Source organism: Geomonas sp. Red276 (assembly GCF_054784495.1).
This window is the reverse complement of record NZ_BLXW01000015.1, coordinates 110421-130902: the sequence shown is the minus strand read 5'-3', so window position 1 is coordinate 130902 and position 20482 is coordinate 110421. Positions and strand designations below refer to the sequence as shown.

15 protein-coding genes and 2 pseudogenes are annotated in these 20482 nt (G+C 57.2%); 10 read left to right on the top strand and 7 right to left on the bottom strand.

What is annotated here, in order from left to right; translation table 11 throughout:
- Positions 1–506 (bottom strand): transposase (locus ACYVL5_RS12400; protein WP_460595887.1); only part of this gene is annotated, 506 nt, incomplete at its 3' end.
- 41 nt (positions 507–547) lie between these two features.
- Here ACYVL5_RS12400 and ACYVL5_RS12395 point away from each other — a divergent pair.
- The 8 genes and pseudogenes from ACYVL5_RS12395 (at position 548) to ACYVL5_RS12360 (ending at position 9705) form a co-directional block, all read left to right on the top strand.
- On the top strand, positions 548–2284 hold the full coding sequence (locus ACYVL5_RS12395) for an RHS repeat domain-containing protein (RefSeq protein WP_460595886.1): 1737 nt from the start codon (positions 548–550) through the stop codon (positions 2282–2284).
- Positions 2176–3486 (top strand): hypothetical protein, encoded by a 1311-nt coding sequence (locus ACYVL5_RS12390; RefSeq protein ID WP_460595892.1) that lies wholly within the window; start codon positions 2176–2178, stop codon positions 3484–3486. Before ACYVL5_RS12395 ends, ACYVL5_RS12390 begins: the two co-directional genes overlap by 109 nt.
- A gap of 304 nt (positions 3487–3790) precedes the next feature.
- Positions 3791–6736: an RHS repeat domain-containing protein gene (locus ACYVL5_RS12385; protein ID WP_460595885.1), complete on the top strand. Its 2946-nt coding sequence runs from the start codon at positions 3791–3793 to the stop codon at positions 6734–6736.
- A gap of 1 nt (position 6737) precedes the next feature.
- Positions 6738–7121: a hypothetical protein gene (locus tag ACYVL5_RS12380; RefSeq protein ID WP_460595884.1), complete on the top strand. Its 384-nt coding sequence runs from the start codon at positions 6738–6740 to the stop codon at positions 7119–7121.
- Positions 7122–7212: 91 nt separating this feature from the next.
- Complete coding sequence (locus ACYVL5_RS12375; RefSeq protein WP_460595883.1) at positions 7213–8235, top strand: RHS repeat-associated core domain-containing protein; 1023 nt, start codon at positions 7213–7215, stop codon at positions 8233–8235.
- A 78-nt stretch (positions 8236–8313) separates the two neighbouring features.
- Positions 8314–8664: pseudogene (locus ACYVL5_RS12370) on the top strand (transposase); the annotation flags it as partial.
- Positions 8665–8709: 45 nt separating this feature from the next.
- Complete coding sequence (locus tag ACYVL5_RS12365) at positions 8710–9321, top strand: hypothetical protein (protein ID WP_460595891.1); 612 nt, start codon at positions 8710–8712, stop codon at positions 9319–9321.
- Positions 9322–9390: 69 nt separating this feature from the next.
- The gene (locus ACYVL5_RS12360; RefSeq protein WP_460595882.1) at positions 9391–9705 is read left to right on the top strand and encodes a putative signal transducing protein; all 315 of its coding nucleotides are present in this window, start codon (positions 9391–9393) and stop codon (positions 9703–9705) included.
- A 520-nt stretch (positions 9706–10225) separates the two neighbouring features.
- Here ACYVL5_RS12360 and ACYVL5_RS12355 read toward each other — a convergent pair.
- Together ACYVL5_RS12355 and ACYVL5_RS12350 are read right to left on the bottom strand one after the other, a co-directional pair.
- Positions 10226–11386, bottom strand: a complete 1161-nt coding sequence (locus tag ACYVL5_RS12355) for an FAD-dependent oxidoreductase (RefSeq protein WP_460595881.1) — start codon at positions 11384–11386, stop codon at positions 10226–10228.
- A gap of 60 nt (positions 11387–11446) precedes the next feature.
- Positions 11447–11581, bottom strand: a complete 135-nt coding sequence (locus ACYVL5_RS12350; protein WP_460595880.1) for an NAD(P)-binding protein — start codon at positions 11579–11581, stop codon at positions 11447–11449.
- A 450-nt stretch (positions 11582–12031) separates the two neighbouring features.
- On the opposite strand from ACYVL5_RS12350, the pseudogene ACYVL5_RS12345 reads away from it, so the two are divergent.
- Positions 12032–12877 (top strand): annotated as a pseudogene (locus ACYVL5_RS12345) (nuclear transport factor 2 family protein); the annotation flags it as partial.
- Between the two features lie 178 nt (positions 12878–13055).
- Complete coding sequence (locus ACYVL5_RS12340; protein ID WP_460595890.1) at positions 13056–13442, top strand: response regulator; 387 nt, start codon at positions 13056–13058, stop codon at positions 13440–13442.
- A 259-nt stretch (positions 13443–13701) separates the two neighbouring features.
- On the opposite strand, the gene ACYVL5_RS12335 is transcribed toward ACYVL5_RS12340, so the two are convergent.
- From ACYVL5_RS12335 to ACYVL5_RS12320, 4 genes are all read right to left on the bottom strand, one after another.
- Positions 13702–14484 carry an ankyrin repeat domain-containing protein gene (locus ACYVL5_RS12335; protein WP_460595879.1) on the bottom strand — a complete coding sequence of 261 codons (783 nt, stop codon included), beginning with the start codon at positions 14482–14484 and terminating at the stop codon, positions 13702–13704.
- 561 nt (positions 14485–15045) lie between these two features.
- On the bottom strand, positions 15046–15987 hold the full coding sequence (locus ACYVL5_RS12330; RefSeq protein WP_460595878.1) for a DUF6268 family outer membrane beta-barrel protein: 942 nt from the start codon (positions 15985–15987) through the stop codon (positions 15046–15048).
- 151 nt (positions 15988–16138) lie between these two features.
- Positions 16139–17092 carry a transposase gene (locus ACYVL5_RS12325; RefSeq protein ID WP_460595877.1) on the bottom strand — a complete coding sequence of 318 codons (954 nt, stop codon included), beginning with the start codon at positions 17090–17092 and terminating at the stop codon, positions 16139–16141.
- A gap of 117 nt (positions 17093–17209) precedes the next feature.
- A complete protein-coding gene (locus ACYVL5_RS12320) occupies positions 17210–20335 on the bottom strand; it encodes a hypothetical protein (protein WP_460595876.1) in 3126 nt (1041 codons plus the stop codon).
- Positions 20336–20482 lie beyond the last annotated feature (147 nt).

Genomic DNA, 20482 nt, shown 5'->3' with positions numbered 1-20482 from the left:
GCAATACCCTCTTCGACGAACTGCCGATACTTCGCCGCTGCGGACTTTTTTCGCAGGCCGAACAGCTGCAGCACCTCGTCGACGGCCTGGCCGGGAAGGGTGCCGTTGCCCATGATGACCGAATGGCCGCTCCACTTGTAGTCGTCGAGGGATTCGATCGTAGTGGCGAGGCCGGCACGAAGCGGGTTGAGGTGGATGTAGCGAACGAGTTCAAGGAGGTACTCTTCCTCGTCACAGACGATTGATTTGTAGCGATTCTGAAAAAGGTGGCCGGTGCGACGATGCCGAAGGTTGAAGGTGACGGCGTAGGCGGTGAGCAGGCGCCGCATCAATTCGGCCAGCTTCGCTTTGGTCGGGACGAGCAGCAGGTGTACGTGGTTGTCCATAAGGGCCCAGGCGAGGCATTTGGTTTCGGTTTTGCCGAGTAACTGGGCGAGGCGGTTGACAAAAGTCGACCTGTCGCGGTCATCGTTGAAGATATCCCTCTTCTCGATTCCTCGCACCATCACGTGTTGAAGAACACCCGCTATGTCTATGCGCGGCCCCCGTGGCATACGGGAAGGATAGCCGAGGAGGGGAGAAACTCAACTTACTTAACAACGTCCCCCTCGCTCCCCGGTACGATCTGAACGACAATCTGACTCACCAGTTGGTGCCGCTGAACAACACCTCGACCCGGTTTCTCGATACCGAGTTCCGGTACGACGAGCTCAACCGGCGGACCGACCTGATCGATCACGGCGACCGGACCGTCACGACCCACTATCGCCTGGACGGCGAAGGGAACGTCACCTTGGTGACCGACCCGAAAGGGCAGTCGATCCATCAAACCTTCGACGCGCTGAACCGCCCGACCGACGCCAGCTACCTGGGCGCCGCGTCACCGCTCAACACGCTGACCGGGCGGCATACCGACTACGACGAGAACAACAACGTCACGGCGGTCACCGAGACGAAGACCTCGCCCGACGGGCAGACCGTCACGGACGCCACCCGGAACACCGAGTACGACATCTTCGACCGGCTGAAGAGCTCCCTCCAGCGCGACCTGAAGATCGACTACCGGTACGACAACAACGGCAACAGGCTGAACGTCGCCACCTCGGTGGCGGCTCCCGGGGGCGGGTGGCTCCCTTCGGGCTCGACCGCCTATGCCTACGACGAGCGAAACCGCCTGAAGACGGCGACGCCGGGCGGGCAGGGGGCAACCGGATACTGCTACCGGGCCGACGGACTCACGGAGAGCATCCGCTACGGGAACAACACCAGGAGCGTCTACGACTACTTCGACACCAAGCGGGTCAAGTCGATCCGGAACCTGAGCGGCGGGTACGACCAGTTGGACCGGCTGACCAGCTACACCGTGCAGGCCGGGGTGGAAACCACCAGGAACGACTATAGTTTCGAGGGATACAACCGGAAGACCGAGACGGTCACGGTGAACGGTCAGCTGCGAAACGACAAGACGTACAACTACGACGGCGCCAACCGGCTGGTGACCGTGGTGGACAACGGGCCGCAGCCGAAGACCGTGACCTACGGCTACGACGATAACGGCAACACCGTCCGGAAGACCGACAGCAGCCTCAACGCGGAGTACGCGGACACCTACTTCGACTACGACGTCCTCAACCGTCTGGTCCAGGCGAAGCAGGCGGGGAACATGCTCGGGCAGTATGACTACGACGAGAACAACCTGCGCATCCGCAAGCTGTTCGGCTCGGGCCCCGCGATCACCTACTACCACGACGGCCAGGCCGTCATCGAAGAGGTGAACGGGACCGACGACACCCGTCTCAAATACGGCTACACCAACGGCCTTTTGAGCCTGACCACGCCGGACGGCACCCAGTACTACCACCGCGACGCCTTGGGCAGCACGGTCAACCTGACCGACCAGTCCGGCAACGTCAAAATCGACTACATCCTGAGCCCCTTCGGCCGGATCGTTCAGAGCTTCGGAGACAGCGTCAACACGCATATCTTCACGGGGAAGGAGCATGATCAGAACACGGGGCTGGTGTACTTTGGCCAAAGATACTACGATGCCGACACGGCGCGGTTCACGACCGAGGATTCGTACCTCGGAAAACCGGACACCCCGCCGTCCCTTCATCGGTACCTGTACGCTTACTCTAATCCGATGGTATATGTTGACTTGTTCGGAAACGCAGCATGTGTCGGAGGGGACTCAAGGATTGCTCCAAAGACCGGTTTATCCCTGATGGTCAGGACACACCTTTTGCTAAGGATAAAGACGCCTGGAAAGATCCTGGTTACTTAACCCCTGTTGTTAAGGATCTCGTCCCGAAAGGTACGGCCCCGGTCGCTTCTGATCAACACGTCTTTACTGAACACTATGAATTCATCCCGCATGTCTACAAAGATGGTGGAGGGGTGGTTTATTATGAGATGAAGAATCGGCAGAGCGGGCGGGTAGACTATACAATAAACCCCGATGAATTTAAAGGCTACGCAGATAATGAAGCAGCTGTGTGGAGAGGTGCTAATAGATTCTACTCGCTTACTACTGAACGAAAGTCCACAATAGAAAGCCAAAGAAGTCAGTATGAGCTTTTGAGAGGACACTTCAGTGACAGCTTGAAACACCTCGGCACAGCATGGTCCGAGGCTTTAAAAGAGCCTGAAACCTATATTGAAGCCTTAATTTCACTTGGAGTTGTGACAAAATCAATACCTAAAGCCTCATATACTACTTCTAATGGTAGGTGGAAGGTTGGAGATGATATATACAACCCCACTGCTGCAGGTAATGATCCATCTTGGACTACAGTAAGAAACAGATTCTGGAAAAATGAGGCAGCAAAACCAGATGCTGAAGCAATGTGGGGACTTGAAAACATTCAACGTATGAAGAAAGGCCTTGCACCTCAAAGGTATAATTACGATAAAGGTGGAATGGAATCTATGGACCTGAGCCATGAACCAGTTCCTTATCGGGACGGTGGCAGAAAGATCGTTCCAAGATGGCCACAAGATCATGCCGCAGTTGATCCTTACAGACGTCCTGGTATTAAAATGACTAAAACACTATCAGAAAAATTTATAGAAGCCAAAGGGCAATCAATTGAATATGATGGCCACTGCCTAATACCTATTTTAAAATTAAAAGTCACAGACAATTCTGTTTTAAGTATAAAAAGAGTATCGCATAAACAGACAGTAGAACAAGGTATGCGAATTAAGATAGACCATGGTGACCTTGTTCTTGAGGAAAACACATATAAAGATGTGGTTATTTGGGCAGACCATAGCCCTGAGGAAGTGACACTTGTTTGCAAAGCCAAGAAAAAAACAATTGTGAAAATATGGAATGTATGGAAATACAACGGAGTAATGCACGCTTGGATTGGAAACAGTGGCATGATTGTCGAAGAAAAGGATAATCAGGTTACATTGTCATGTAGCGATGGAACAAACGCCCCGGATTTCACGGACATAGTTTGTGAAATTAAGCACACGTAAGGGGCACTGTAAGGGGGTCAGATTTGTAAAATTTACAAAAGCTAATCCTTTGGTGTGGTGGAGGCAAATCCCGCCGACAAATGGGGGGGCTGGGGGACGCCGCTAAGCAGGTTGAGTAAACGGTGGGGCGGGCCTTAGTTCTAAGCTCGACGGTTTGTGAAGTGTTAAGGACGGGCGGCATGAGAGGGTGATTGCCTTCATAGCCCCTGGAAGTGTTCTTTGGCAATCCAATAGGCAGCACTGCTCCACTCGTCGGTGGCGCGGGCGGCCGGTCTCCACCACCGACGGCTACGGCATGGTCTTGGTGGGCGAGACCGACGCCAACGGGAACACCACCACCCATGCCTACGACAACTCCCGGAACCTGCCGACCGGCACCACGCTCGCGCAGGTAACCGCGGCGGACGGCTGCGTTTCCGCCAACGGAGCCCCGCTCGCCTTCGTCTACGACGGCGCGAAGAATCTCGTCTCCTCCACCGACGCGCAGGGGGAGACGACCAACTACGGGTACGACAGGGAGAACCGCCGCACCTCGGTCAGCTTCGCCGGCGAGACCACCCAGACCAGGTACAACTTCTTCGGCAAGCCGACCTCCATCATCAAGCCGCTCGGAAACGGGAAGGTCTTCTTCTACGACGCCTTCAAGCGGCTCACCGGCGTGACCGAAGGGGGGCCGGTAAAACCGGGGCAACCGGTGGACAGCATCGTGGCCGGCCTTACCACCAGCTATCGGTACGATCTGAACGACAATCTGACTCACCAGTTGGTGCCGCTGAACAACACCTCGACCCGGTTTCTCGATACCGAGTTCCGGTACGACGAGCTCAACCGGCGGACCGACCTGATCGATCACGGCGACCGGACCGTCACGACCCACTATCGCCTGGACGGCGAAGGGAACGTCACCTTGGTGACCGACCCGAAAGGGCAGTCGATCCATCAAACCTTCGACGCGCTGAACCGCCCGACCGACGCCAGCTACCTGGGCGCCGCGTCACCGCTCAACACGCTGACCGGGCGGCATACCGACTACGACGGGAACAACAACGTCACGGCGGTCACCGAGACGAAGACAGCGCCCGACGGGCAGACGACCGTCACGGACGCCACCCGGAACACCGGGTACGACATCTTCGACCGGCTGAAGAGCTCCCTCCAGCGCGACCTGAAGATCGACTACCGGTACGACAACAACGGCAACAGGCTGAGCGTCGCCACCTCGGTGGCGGCTCCCGGGGGCGGGTGGCTCCCTTCGGGCTCGACCGCCTATGCCTACGACGAGCGAAACCGCCTGAAGACGGCGACGCCGGGCGGGCAGGGGGCGACCGGGTACTGCTACCGGGCCGACGGACTCACGGAGAGCATCCGCTACGGGAACAACACCAAGAGCGTCTACGACTACTTCGACACCAAGCGGGTCAAGTCGATCCGGAACCTGAGCGGGGAGAACGTCTTCTCCAGCTACGACTACCTGTACGACCGTAACGGGAACCGGACGAGCCAGACCGAGCAGCAAAACGGCATCACGTGGTACACGAGGTACTACACCGCGGCGGACGGCAGCGGCAACCTGAGCGGCGGGTACGACCAGTTGGACCGGCTGACCAGCTACACCGTGCAGGCCGGGGTGGAAACCACCAGGAACGACTATAGTTTCGAGGGATACAACCGGAAGACCGAGACGGTCACGGTGAACGGTCAGCTGCGAAACGACAAGACCTACAACTACGACGGCGCCAACCGGCTGGTGACCGTGGTGGACAACGGGCCGCAGCCGAAGACCGTGACCTACGGCTACGACGATAACGGCAACACCGTCCTGAAGACCGACAGCAGCCTCAACGCGGAGTACGCGGACACCTACTTCGACTACGACGTCCTCAACCGTCTCGTCCAGGCGAAGCAGGCGGGGAACGTGCTCGGGCAGTACGACTACGACGAGAACAACCTGCGCATCCGCAAGCTGTTCGGCTCGGGCCCCGCGATCACCTACTACCACGACGGCCAGGCCGTCATCGAAGAGGTCAACGGGACCGACGACACCCGTCTCAAATACGGCTACACCAACGGCCTTTTGAGCCTGACCACGCCGGACGGTACCCAGTACTACCACCGCGACGCCTTGGGCAGCACGGTCAACCTGACCGACCAGTCCGGCAACGTCAAAATCGACTACATCCTGAGCCCCTTCGGCCGGATCGTTCAGAGCTTCGGAGACAGCGTCAACACGCATATCTTCACGGGGAAGGAGCATGATCAGAACACGGGGCTGGTGTACTTTGGCCAAAGATACTACGATGCCGATACCGGGAGGTTCATTACCGAGGATTCCTACCTCGGAAAGAGCGACACGCCGCCGTCGCTCCATCGGTATCTCTACGCTTACTCGAACCCGACGGTGTATATCGACTTGCAAGGCTACGCATCTGAAAAATCAGAAGAAGGGCTTTGGAGCCGAATCACCCGTTGGAAAGAAGAAGCTACAGAATGGGTTGGAAAACAGGCCGAGGATTTGACCAACAGATTCAGGGGGAACTACCAGGCCAAGGTCCACCGTCGGCTGGCAGAAGCAGATGGCAGTAACCCAGACGAAGCTGAAGCTGCTTCCCGAAAACATACAGCAGAAATTGCGCATGATGCTGGAAAGCAAGCTGCTGACATATCGCGGCCTGCGGTTGAAGGTGTCGAAATTGTCATAGAGAATACAATTGCCGGAGGTCTTGCTAAAGGAGCTGCCATTTTAGGTAGCATCAAGAACGAGATAAAAGCTGGGGAAGCTTTAGTTACAGTTGAAGATAAGTTGGGAAAGGCCTTTTCAAAGTTTAAGTCGCTTTTTAAGGATGAGCAGGTTGTTAAAGAAGAAGTTGGCGCAGTTGAGGAATTTGCTGCGAAGGGTGTAGAGTTGAAGCAGTATGGAGGTCCGGGTGGTGGGCATCATGTCCCTGCTAAAAGTGCATTCTCTGGTGCTTCAGGTTACGATGTCAATGCGGCTTTAGCAATACCAAATGCTGAATTAGCTAGGTTGGGGGTAAGGCATGGGGTGGTTACTGGTGCTCAGCAAACCCTGTATCGTTCATTTGCACAAAGTGGCGAAGCTTTGACATGGGAAGCAATGGAGCATATAGAAACAAAAGCACTTATTCGGGGTGGTATGAAACCTGAAATGGCAGAAACAACTGTAAAAAAAGCTGTGCAGGCCTTAAAAGATGCTGGGGTAACTGGACCAACAAGAATACCGTGGGGGAATTAACATGCCGACAATTGAAATAGAAGAGTTTGCTAAGAAATTGGTTGTAGAGGTTAGGGATGCTGCAATCCAAAGTAGTGATAGAGAGTTACAGCCAAACGCAGGGTCTCCCGTTGCTATACGGTGGAAAGAAAGCGCAATAGATGGCCAAATTGAAGCGATAGCTAAAACCTTGATACCAGATATTGTTGATGACACAATATTCTACCTTCTCCAAGCAATTGACCAAGGTCTCCTAAAGCTCTCTTTCACAGATTCAAACGGTAAAACGATAGACTTGGAAAAAGATGGATTTGGTGAACTGTCCGGGTGGTATATGGGGAGTGATGGCTGGCGTAAAATGTATTCGAAAGAGCGTTTTGTGGATGATTTTGCCGATTTGACGTAACAAACGACCGTTGTGGTTTAAATTTGTTCTTTGAAAACAGCGCCTTCAGCCTGCTTGCCGCCCCCCTTGAAAAAGTGCTCTATGGGGGAGTTTGCGCATCGGAATATCTGGCCAAAGATACTACGATGCCGATACCGGGAGGTTCATCACCGAGGACTCCTACCTCGGAGACCAGGGTGAACCGCCGTCGTTGCACCGGTACCTCTACGCTTACTCAAATCCGCTGGTCTACGTCGATTTGGAGGGGAATGCATCCATCAGGGAGATGCTGGGCCTTGATGAAAAGTCGGTCTATGCGGCTGCAGCCAATGACGGTTCCTGGTGGGGAGCTGCGAAGTATGCGGCGAAGGCGACCGGCTACACGGTCTGGAACGGTGTCACCGGCGGATTCCTTGGGCGGCAGGACGCCCGGCAAGAGAAGGTTGACCGGGGACAGATAAGCGAATCCGACTTCTGGAAAGGCACCGGCATTGATGCCACCGCCAGTGTCGCCACACAGGTCGTTGCAGGTGGTGTACTCGGTAAGGCAGCCACTGCCGGAGGTCTGGTCAGAAACGTGGTCACCGGTGCGGCGGTTTCCGGCGGCACGTCGCTTGTGGAACAGACTGCCCAGGTGGCAACCTACCAGGCAACAGACGGCAGGCTCGGGCAGGTGAAGATTGATGTCGGGCAGGTCCTTCAGAGTGCCGAAAGCGGGGCGCTCGTGGCAGGCGGCCTGTACGGGGCAGGGAAGGTTTTCCAGCAAGTAAGGTGGGCAATGGCTGCCGGTAAGGCTGGCAGCGAAGCCGCGTTGACTGGTGAAGGGCTTGCTGCGAACGGAACCACAGGTAAATTCGGCCGGTTCAACTCTGCTGATGAATTCAGTGCAGAATCATTTACACGTTACCAGCGATATACAGACGAAGCCTATGCCGCAACCTTAAAAGCTGAGGCGCGTGGAAGGCTTGTTATCCCTGAAGGAATGCCCAGAGAGACTATTATTGGTCAGAGAACGGATGCATATGCACGTTCGCGAATGAGGCGTTGGTTGCAAAGCGAAGGCATATCGGAAGGCCCAGGGCACCCAATACAACTGAATCGCTGGATGCGTGACCCCACTGGCGGCGGTGCTTAGGTGAGGCGAGGGGGACGCCCATGCGTTTCATGCGTTTCCTCTCGTTGCTAATGTTAGGAGTGGTGGCATGGTTATGTCATGCCACGCCAAGCCCGAATAGATGCACCTTCAGCGGTTCACCACGTCATTTGCCGGGGGATTGAGCGGTGTAAGATCTTCCTCGACGATGCCGATCGCGATTGCTTTGTCGACCGCCTTGCCCGTAACCTCCTCAGATCCTCAACGTGTTGCTTTGCATGGACGTTGATGCCGAACCACTTTCACCTCCTCCTTCAAACCGGACGCGTGCCGATCGCGACCTTCATGAGTCGGCTGCTGACTGGCCATGCCGTTTACTTTAACCACCGCCATAACCGAGTCGGCCACCTTTTCCAGAACCGCTATAAATCAATCTTATGCCAGGCAGAGACCTACTTCTTGGAGTTGGTCCGCTACATCCATTTAAACCCGGTTCGATGGCAATTGGTGAGAACGATGGGCGAGTTGGCGGACTACCCGTACAGCGGCCACTGCAAAATCATGCAGGGGGGAGAGAGATGGCAAGACACCAAGGAAGTTCTTGAGCGATTTGGGATCACTCTGGAACTCTCCCGGTTGAAGTACGAGGGTTTTGTTGAGGAGGGCATCGCTCAGGGGCGTCGTCCTGATTTGGTCGGCGGAGGGCTCATTCGAAGCTGCGGTGGGTGGAAAAATCTTACTGACGCTCGAAAGGGTGGGATGTTTTTCAAAAGCGACGAAAGGATCCTGGGAGACAGTGATTTTGTCGCAGCGGCTCTTGAGTCCGCGAGAGAGCGGGATGAAGAGGTGGAAGCTCAAGGGCGCATGGATGTCGAGACTATCTCACTCCGTGTGGCTGAGTTGACAGGGATCGACGTAAAGCAGCTCTTCATCCCTGGAAAGCAGCCGGAGATGGTTCAGGCGCGTAGTCTGTTATGTTACTGGGCAACACGTGAGGGTGGAATACCGGAGACACTTTTGGCGAAAAAGCTGGGGGTGAACCAGTCGTCAATAAGCCGGGCGGTTGGCCGCGGAGAGCGAATAGCAGAGTCGAGAGGATGGACAGTGGAGAAGCAGAGAAACGCATGAAACGCATGGGCGTCCCCCTTGGCCCTTGGCCTGGGCCCTCGGGGAACAATAGAAGGAGGCTGTTCGGTAATGAAGACGGTTTACAGCGCACCAAACATCTCGCTGGTAAGCATTTTTCAGAATGTCCTGAAAGGGCATGGGATAAGGTGTTGGACCAAGAACGAATTTCTTTCCGCAGGAGCCGGCCAACTCCCTCCCATTGAATGCTGGCCTCAACTGTGCGTCGACGATGAGGATTTTGCCGAGGCGAAGCGCATTGTGGACGAGGCTCTTACGGTAAGAGACCTCGCGGCCTGGACATGCGAATCATGCGGGGAGGAAATTGAAGGGCAATTTACCGAGTGCTGGAACTGCGGGAATAGCCGGCCTCCCGGAGATCGATAGATTTCCTGCACAGGGTCGGGACGCAGGTACCCCTGTGGCGACGTCCTTGGAATCATTCCGGGGACATCCCGATTTTTCTTTTCGGGTGATGGATGGGTGGAGTAGCGGCGCGTGTCAAGCCAGTTGTTAAGGAATGACCTCATGGAACAGAGCGAATCGAAGCGGAACGTGCAGGTTCTGGACGGACGGACACTTGAGCTTATCGCCATCGGCGCTTCCATAGGCTCAGGCTGTGGTGATTGACTTGACTACCATCTGAAAGCCGCCCGTGAGGCTGGCGTTAGCAATGCTGAAATCGGCAGTGCAGTCAAGATGGCGCAAAAGGTTCGGCAGGTTCAGGTGCAGAAGACGGAGCAATTCACCGCAAAGGTTTCCACCCTTTTACTGGAACTCGGCGATCAGCAGTGACCGTTGGTGGACCGGGAGCGTGGACGCGACCGGAGTCGAGAAATGGAAACCGCCACTTGCGCCTTGTTCTCCCGCTTCGGCACGGCTTGCCTCCCGGAAAGGGGGCGGGCTCTCAGAGCTTCTTCACCAACTCCCGGGCGGCTACCACGACGGGATCCCATACCGGTGAAAATGGCGGCGCATACCCCAGGTCGAGGTTGATCATCTCGTCGGCGGTGAGTCCGGCATGCAGGGCGGTGGCAAGCGTATCGATCCGCTTGGCCGCTCCCTCCATCCCGACGATCTGCCCGCCAAGCAGGCGGCCGGTCTCCCTCTCGGCCAGCAACTTGACCGTTATCTCCCCTGCGCCCGGGAAATATCCGGCTCGAGTCCGGGACTTGATCACCGCGCTTTCCCACCCGATGCCCAATTCCCGAAGCTCCTTTTCCTGGAGACCGGTGCGGGCGACTTCCATCTGGCAGATCTTGGTGACGGCGGTTGCCATGACCCCCGGGAAGGTGGCGTGGCCCCCTCCCAGGTTGATCCCGGCCACCCTTCCCTGGCGGTTGGCGACGGTACCGAGGGCGACATGCACCGGCCTGCGGCTCACGAGATGGAACGACTCGGCGCAGTCCCCCGCCGCCCAGATGCCGGCCATTCCGGTTTCCATACGCTCGTTGACCCGGATCGCCCCCTTCACCCCGAGCGGTATCCCCGCCGCTTCCGCGAGGGCCGTGTTGGGACGCACGCCGAGTCCCAGTATCACGACGTCGGCCGCCAGCCTCCGCCGGTCGGTGACCACCCCGACGACTTCTCCCCCCTGGGTCTCGAATCCGACCAGACTTTCGGTGAGGAAAAGGGTAACCCCGAAATCCCTCAGGGCCTGGGAGACCAGTCGCCCCATCTCCTCGTCGAGGGTATCCATCACCTGTGGCGACCGGCTTACCAGGCTCACCTCGATCCCGCGCCTGATCAGGGCTTCCGCCATCTCCAGGCCGATGTAGCCGCCCCCCACCACGACTCCCTGTTTGATGCTCCCCCCGTCCAGTATCCGGCGCAGCTCCACCCCGCTTTGCAGCGTGTTGATTCCGCATACCCGGACCGCCTCGGAGCCCGGGAGCTCGGGACAGAGCGGCAAAGCCCCGGTGGCGACCAGAAGCTTGTCGTAGGCTTCCCGGGAAACGATGCCGCTCTCCAGGTGCCGGACACGGACTCTCCCGCCGGCGGGGTCGATCTCTTCCACCTCGTGTCGGATGCGCACGTCGATCCCGTCCTTGTCACGGAACCTTTCCACGCTGCGAATCTCGAGTGCATTCACGTCGTCGACAACCCGGCCGACGTAATAGGGAATGCCTCAAGCGGAATAGGATACGTGGGGACTTTTTTCGAAGACGACTACCTCGAGATCGGGGCGGTGACGTTTTGCCTGCGCCGCGGCACTCATCCCCGCCGCGTCACCGCCGATTACGACCAACCTTTCCCTTGTCATGGGATCTTCCCCCCTCGCCTGATCTTTGGGACGGCGCCACGACCCCCGCGCCCCCTAATCGAGGTTCGCAAGGAACCGACGTCATCCGTCCGCCAGCAAGCTCCTGCCGCGTGCCGGTTTCTCATGGTACGCTCGTCACGGCTCTTCAATCCCGCTGGTTCAATCTCTCTATCACACGTTTCTCCTGATAACTTCCTCGGAGGGTTCCTTGCTCTAGTATACCGTCCAAACACGGGGCTGTCGGCTGTATGCACGGCTTCTTTAGGCTCTCTCCCACGGCTTTTCCCCCGGTTTTGTCCCATCTTCTACGCGTTCTCTGTAATTCCGGACAGCGGTTGCCTTTTCTGAGATGAAATCGGTGGCGTTGCTGATATAGTTCTCGCACCGTTAAGACAGTAACCCCCCATATTCCATCCACGCACATTTTTAAAATGGGAAGGAATCACTTTCATGGACGCCTCGAGCTATCAGGAAATCAGGGAACTGTTCGATAATTACATTCGGATGTACTCGACCCGCGACGATGTGCTGACGGCCTGGTTCAGTGACGATTTCTCGGGCATAACCGGTAGCGGCGATTACCTCGTCAAGGATCGTGAGGCGTGGGTCGCGGTCACCCGTCAGGACTTCGCACAGGTCAGGGACCCCATAAACATCGAACTGAAGGATCTCTCGATCCAGTTGCTGGCCGAAACCATCGCGGTGACCAGCAGCACCTTCGTCATCCATCTCCCCATCGAAGAGCACATACTGTCGAAGAAAATCGCCCGCCTCGTGCTGATATTCCGCAGGGAGGACGCCGGTTGGAAGATCTCCCATAGCAGCATCTCGGTCTCCTTCGGCGTGGCTGACGAGGGGGAGATCTATCCCCTCAAGGACCTGCAGGATCGCAACCGGCAGCTGGAGGCGCTGGTGGCCGAACGGACCGGCCAGCTATCCGAGGCGAACGAAAAGCTCAAACGGGTAAACGAGGAGCTGGCCCGTGAGGTCGAAAAGCAGAAGGCCGCGGAACTGGCCAACGCGAGGCTGTTGCTGCGCCAGCGGGCCATTCTGGACAACCTGCCGATGATGGCCTGGCTGAAGAACACCGAGGGGCGGCTGGAGACCATCAACGAACAGTACGCGAGATCGGTCGGTAAAACGGTGGAAGAGTGCCTGGGCAAGACCGACTTCGACCTCTTCCCCGGGGACATGGCCGCCGATTACGTGGCGGACGACCGAGAGGTCTGTACCTCGGGAAGGCCCAAGCACGTGGAGGAGCGGATAGCGACCCCGGCCGGGATCAGATGGCATTCCACCTTCAAGACCCCCCTCTTCGACGAGCGGGGGAGGGTGGTCGGGACCACGGGTATCGCCCAGGGGAACCACCTTCACCATTCACCTCCCCTCTATCGGGGAGACGTATCAGGCCCATGCCGCCGAGGCTGCCGCCCAGGCGGCCGGCGATCGGCACGGGGGAGGAGCGGTTCTCGTGATGGACGACGAGGCGATGATCAGGGATTTGGCGGCCTTGATGCTGGTGGAGTTGGGCTACCGGGTAACCACCTGCGCGGACGGCGCCGAGGCCGCCCGGTTGTACGAGGAGGCCCTCCAGGCGGGGACCCCCTTCTCGGCAGTGATCATGGACCTCACCATACCGGGGGGGATGGGTGGGAAGGAGGCGGCGGAGAGGATTCTCGCCGTGGATGCCGGCGCCAACTTGATCGTATCGAGCGGATATTCCAACGACCCCATAATGGCGGACTATTCCGCCTACGGGTTCCGGGGGGCGGTGGCCAAGCCTTACACGATCAAGAGCCTGGGGCAAAAAATGGCTTCCTTGGCTGCCAGGGGAACGTCCATGAATTCCCCTTGTTGCTAATGCGAGGGCTCGAAGCTCGGGCCGTTGTCTGTTTTCTCGCGCGAAAGAACGGTCACCGCTCGGTGGACATCGCTCGTCGCCTGAACATGACTCCTTCCGGGGTGACTATAGCGGAGCGGGGAGGGGAAGGGTTGGCAGAGAGAGGGCTACTGCCTGCAGGAAAAGTCGACGGGCGGGACACGAAGCTGCAGTGTTTCGATCGCGATCGCCGATCAAAAGTTGAATATCAAATATCGAGTACGTCCGTTCGCAGTAGGATTCACTGGCCCTCTCTTTCACGCCTTTCCCGGTCAGCATCGAATGCCTTTCTCATCAGGCGGTCAAAGTCCTCTATCTCCTGAGGTGTTCTCGGTTTCATGGGGCCGGGATCCTTCACTCCGCGGGAGCGGAGGAATTCCTGGCACTTCAACTGCACAGCGTACGCCTCGGGAAATGCCTTGGGATCGATTTTCTCCTGGTAGATGTGATAGTCAACGCCATACCCGGTTCCGTCCTTTATTCTGTAATCGGCTCCTCTCGTCAAAAGGTAATAAACCTGCTCAAAGTCTCTTAATTCTCCAAGAATGGTGAGGAGGGTACCTCCGCCCGAGTCGGTGGCATTGATATCCGCCCCGTGATCAAGCAGAATCCTCAGCCCGCCGTAGTTTGGTGGATCCATGAATATCATTTGGACAGTAATGGGTTGCCCGTCGACATTCTTAGTGTCGACATTGGCTCCATGACTTAAAAGCATTATCAAATAGTCATTGTCGGGGGCTCCGGCAATAAAGCCCGTAGCGGATTGATTCTTTAGTCTAGGCGAAGCATCATTGGCAGTGATAGGCATATTAGGATCTGCACCATACTCCAACAGGGTGTTGAACGCCTTTTTACTGCCCCACCCAAAGGCGAAAAGCAGAGGCGTGATCCCTTGCTTGCCGTACCCGTTTGGGTTGACACCGGATTTCACCAGCGCCTTGATTCGGTCGCTGTCGTTTGCGGTAATGGCGTGGGCAAGTTGAAGGAGTTCACCTGCGAATATCAGGTCCGGCTGGGTTTTCATTCTGCCTCCGTTGTCACATGAAACACACATGAGGGTAGTGAGCAGGACCAACATTTTAGCCAACATAGGCTACCTCCTTTCTACAACCCCTTTCAGCTCTCGTTGGTTTCGAATCTTCAAGGCCTCGATGCCCTCGATCACTGTGTCAATTGAGTGTCTTTTGAAGGGATCGCGCCACACGGGCTTGCCTTGGCTATCGACGTTAGCTGGGACCTTGACCGGCCTCCCAGCGTGCCTTGGAAGTGGGTTTGCCAAAATGTTGGCCGCAATAGCGGGGTGAATGCCGACCATGGCCATACCTACGATGCTAGAGTTGTCTTGGACGGTATTTAACGCTTCTCCCTCTACAATGTAATCGTTGATATGTCCGCCATCGGCCAGAGTCTTTTGGTAAGGAGCGATTGTGTTCGGGTGCAGTCCGGCGAGGGGGACGGCGGAGGGGTCAGGTCTGGAATCGGACAAAGGCAACGGGGAACGGCGCCGGTCAACTCTTCAAGTTGACGTAGCCGAGCGACTTGATGATCTCATTGAACTTACAAGATGGGAGGGCAGTTGATGGGCTCAAAAGACCAGCCGTAGGCCGACGGTTGCGTAGGGGGCCGGGGCGAATCGGACTCGTTCGCCGACGCGGCGGTAGTTTATCTGGCGGTCTACGGAGTAGCCTCCCTCGGCTTCGACGCTCAAGGCTTTGCCGAAACGATAGCCGAGGCCGGCACCGGTGCGGATGTCGCGATAGGTGGCGAGGGCGCGGTTGTATTGGGGCTGGTCGATGGAGTCGCCGAACCTGTCGTCGCAGCGGAAGGTGACCATGTTGAAGTCGACACCGGCATGCGCTCTCCAGTGATCGTCGGGCGTGTAGATCAGCCGCGGCTTGGGAAACATGAGGCGGAGGTCGAGACGGTCGTTGATCCGCCAATCGACGCCGGCCACGGGGAGCACCTGAAGGTCGCTGTCCGGGGCAAAGATTATCCCGAAGGCATATTTTACCGAAGGGCTGTAGTTCCAGACGGCGGTCGCGGCCCCGGACAGCCCAACATCCTGGCGGCCGAGGTCTTTGAACTTGTAGAGGGTAGGGGTGGCCAGGATGACGAAGCTCCACGTGTCGTGGGGGCGATACCCGAGGCCGGTGCCGACGTGGAGGGTGTTGATGTTGCCGGGAATCGGCACCCCCGTCAGGGTGCCCAGGTAAAGGCTCTGCCACCTCAATTCAAGCGGGACGCTCCACCCCCCGGGCAACGGGACGCGACTCCCGATCCCCATCCTGAGGCTGTACGCGCCGCTCTCACCATGGTCGGCTCCGCGGAAGTTTGCCTTGCCGGATGCCGTATAGGAAGAGTCCAGGGTCAAGTTGAAGGCTGGAGGCCGCGGGGGAGGTTCACGAGGCGGGGTTTGCGCCATGGTCATGCCGTACTCGGCCGTTTCGGCAATAACGACGGATGGGGCCAGGCCGGCCGCGATCCAGGCGGCAGCTAACGCAACGGCTATGGCTTGTTTCATGTTCATGTAGGGCCGCCTTCGGATGACCAGGTGGTTCCGTCATCGAACCAATCCTGTTGCTCGCTTCGCCATTCCGATCGATCTCTTCGTTGTGATTTTGGTTAGGCAGAGGGGTCAGGTCTGGAATCGGACAAAGGCAACGGGGAACGGGCGCCGGTCAACTCTTCAAGTTGACGTAGCCGAGCGACTTGATGATCTCATTGACCTTATCTTGAAGCTGTCGGTCACCAACTATCTTCTTCGCTGCCCTTGCATGGGCCTTTCCCACACCCGAATCGGTCAGGTTGAAGTGGGTACCTATCTCCTTCAGCCTCTCTCCGCTGAACCGGTGACAAAGGTATACCCCGATGTCACGTGCAAGCTCCGGGTCCTTTATCGCTTCCTCAACCTTGAGAATAAAGTTTTCTACGTGGAACCTTCGGTGCAGGGCGTGGACGGCGGGAACATCCCGCAGCTCTATTTCCTCCCTTTCGACGTAATCAGCCATTACATTTTCTACGAATTCCGCACTGCCAAGAATCGAGGACCCCACGGTTTGCAGTAGAGGGGACTCGTATTCTTTCCCTATCATCTCCTCAACGTAACCCTGATACCTCTTCTCAGGGCTAATACCACCCTGACTCAACATGCCGAGAATGAAATTGGTGTGCAACCAACCAGGGGCTTGATCGTTTCCAATGTAGGCTGAGTAACTCGACCAGCGATACAGCACCGGAGTTGGAACGATTTCGGCGCGAACAGGGTTCAGGTGAACATACCTTGTTAATTCGAGGGCGTAGTGATCCGCCTCGACGAGGATCGCATGATATCTACCTTGGAACAGGTGGCCTGCATGTTTCCATTTGGTGTTGTAGTAGGTGGTGTAGGCACCGTTAATGTGCCTCATTATCTCAGACAGATTGCCATGCGGGGTCTGGAAGAATAGGTGGTAGTGATTCGTCATGAGGCAGTAACAGAGGATATTGGCTCCGTAACGCTCAGTAGCCGAGGAAAGGTATTCTAAGAATTTTCCCCGATCCCTGGGGCTCCGGTAGATCCCCTTCTTACCATCCCCCCGTGACGTTACATGGTAGTAAGCCCCAGGGAATTCAATCCGTAAGGGTCGTGCCATTGTTTCTTCCTCCTTGAAGGAGGGTACCACTTGTTGGGGCGGATTCCAGACCTGACCCCCCTCTACCTGAGACCTGACCCCCCTCTACCTGCCCCCTCTACCTGTGACAAAACTTGCTCACTGCGGTGCCTCGGGCGGCAGCGTGGATGGCTGAACAATGGTGAAACGGTCCGGGGCCTGGATCAGCTTGACGAATTCCTCCATGGCCGCCTCATCTTCAACTTGGTCCGGCCTGAGCAACTCCCGCCATTCGAGTAACGAATCCACCTCCCCGGTGATGTCACGAATCTTAAGGGTGTCTGTCGTCTGGTCGAAGTCCCAGCAATACCATCTGGCAGGTGTCTCGGTCGATGCCATCCGCGCAATTGAGAATTTCTGGCTGAACTTGTTGGTTGAGAAGTCGTAGAACATGCCCCATTGATCAGAGCCAAGGAGGACGGTGCTTTTCTCGACGCAAATACGCGCCAGGGTGGCGAGTTCGATTTGAGCAAAGCTTACCGCTTTGTGGTATTGCTTTACCGAGTAGAGCTTGAGATTCAACGCATGTACGATCCCATCCCCAGTCGTGTACATGTGGCCCTTTTCGGGGTCGATGCCGATGCAGGAGAGCTCCTGCCTCATCCCGACCCGGCTGCACCTTTTCGGCGGGGTCAGGTTGCTCTCCAGGGTCACGGTGGTCTCCTTCCCGACAACGACGAATTTGTCCGGGTGGGAGGAAAGCCTATGCACGGCCTTAATCTCGTCCCTTAGTTCGAAAGACGCGACGGTGCTGCCGCCAAAAGGGCCCAGGGTCTGCTTCACGCCCCGGGACCTTTCCGGTTCCCGAATAAACGCGTAGTAAGCGTTGTCCTTGCCGCTGGAAAGAAACAGTCCCGCGAAGCATGCCCCCGGTTGGTATGTGAATTGGCTGGTAAATTCGAAAGTGGCGGTGAACCTGCTTTCCGTCTCCGAAAGGATGGCCTTCCACACGTTGTTATTAGTTTTCGTGTTGACGAACAGAAACAGATCCTTCTCCGGCAGGAAGTCCATCACGGCGAGATCTTTGAAGTTGGGGGAGCGGTACCTGGTCGCCTTGTTACGAATGACGTTCACGACGACAATGGTCTCGTCGTCCTGGCTGAAAAGCAGATGACGCGGCGAGGAACAGAGCACCTCCATCCCGGCAGGAGCCGATGTTTCCGCGAGCGCCTCGTGGGGGGCGGGCAAATCAGCCATGTTGACTGGCTCGGCTGAGATCGCGAAAGTATTTTCTACTTCGTTGTCGATCAGCCTCAGGTATTCTTGCACATACTGGTGGTTATTTGCTTCTCTGAGCTCCGCCGCCTCCACGAGGTTCCCCAAAAGGAGGGCGCTGCGGTAGTCGAATATGCCGACGTTGCGGCCGGGGGGGGCGGCAAGAGATGCCAGGGTGGCTTCCGCATCCATCCGGTAGCCGGCCGCTTCCTCTGCAGGCAGTACCGGCAATCGCCTTCGAATGCGGACGACCAACCTTTTAGCCTCGGCAAGGAGAGCCGCCTTGGCCGGCCACATCGTCTGCTCCATATCCTCAGCACCCTCCGCCTCCTCCGTATCCTCCGTATCCTCCGCCTCCTCCGTATCCTCCGTTTCCTCCGTATCCGTATCCTCCTCCCCATCATCCTCACAGGCTTCCTCGGTTTCTACCATCTCCTCTATCTCCGTCCCAAGCTCATCGAGGCGCGCCAACATAAGGCGGATCTCGCCTCTCGCCTTTTCCTGTTCCGTTTCGAGAGCCCTGTCGTATTCCTCCCTGAAAGCGGGATAGGAGAGGAAGTACGGTTTCAAGGTCCGGGCAAGATCCCAGCAACCTTCGGTCGTTCCTTCCACAAGCAGCCGCTTCAGTCTCACGAAACCAAGCCACAGCTCTTTCGCTTCCGGGTCCGGGAGCCTTTGCAGTCTCGCGTTGCGGTACAAAACGGAGAGGCGGGTATCGACGCGGCAGGCACGCCGGTAGCACTCCGCGTCCCCCTGGCGCGCGAGCCAAAGCAGGATGTCGAAGCATTCGCTCCACTGTTGGCTGGCGCAGCAGGCATCGAGGGCCCTGAGGCGGTCTTCCAGCGCCTCCCGTTTCTGTCCGGCCTTTTCCCGTGCTATGAGCTCCCGGATCTTCTCCCCGTTCTCTTTGTCCAGCTCGAGAAGCTTGGCGAGCAGATCAAGCCTTTCCGCCGCCGTTACGCTGCCTCCCAGTAGATTCCAGAGCGTTTGCGCCTCGGTCGCGGACTTTCGGGCCTCGATCGTCACCTTCAACTGGCGGGCTTCGCGGCAGTGCGGATAAAGGGACAGCGCTTTTTGAACAAGCGATTCCGCCCGAGCCAGATCATTGCGGGCTAAGCTCTCCTCCACCTCGCGTAACAACGGCTCCACGTCGGCGAAGATAGCGGACTCTATCTCTTTTCTTAGACCGGCAATGGCGGCAACGAAGCCATTCTTTTCCTCGGCGAGGCTGAGAAGATCGTAGGCCTGTGAGAGCTTGCCGTCCCTGAAGGAGATGTCGGCGTAGGCATGGAGGGCGCTTTTCCCAAGATCCCCAGGATGGGCGGCGTCCAGCAGGGCCCGCGCCTCGGCGATCATTCCGTTGCCGTAATAGGCCAAGGCGAGTAGTTCGCGGACAGCCTTATTGTTCAGCACTGGCCGGGGCTGTGCCAGCAGGAGCTCGATGGTCCTCTGATAGGCCCCCATGTCCCCCATCAGCATCTGGGCCGCCTTCACCAGTCGCTGCAGATCGCTGGTGTCGGTGATACGGAGGCCCGCCAGCAATTCCTCCGCCTGAGGGTACTCGTACCGCTCGATCAGTAGTTCTGCATTTTTGACGAGTTCCCTGGGTGAGCACGATGTCGCATCTCTCGCGGGCTCCGCACCGAACGCGTTTTTGGTCGCGGGTTTAGTGGCGGGCGGAGCAATTTCCCCGACGGTGTCGAGTGCCTTGAGCGAGAGGGCGGAGTAATCCGCGTGGCAGGCATCAACGGAGGGGAGGGTTTTATGTTTGATAAGAACGATTCCCGGGCTGCAAGGATGGGGCACCAGGTGGAAGACTTCGCCGTAGTTTTCCAGCAGCAAGTTCTGTAGCCGGTTCTTGATCCGGTAGCCGTGTTCCCGGTCGGTCTCGCATAGCTGAAGCGAGGTAGGGTTGATCCGCTTTATAAGGGAGATGATTTCCTGGGAGTTTGGAATGTGGGTGGCGTCGAGGACTCCTTCGGCGGATTGGACAAGATGTTGCCAGCTCATACTCCCTCCTGTGAATGCGGCGCAGTGAACGGTGGAGCCCCTTCGGTTTGGCCTGAAGCAAGGCCCCGGAAGCACGGCGCAACGCTTAGCCCCCCGTTGCCTGACGGCAAGGAGGGAGCAGATGAATAATTTCTAACCATTTTAGGC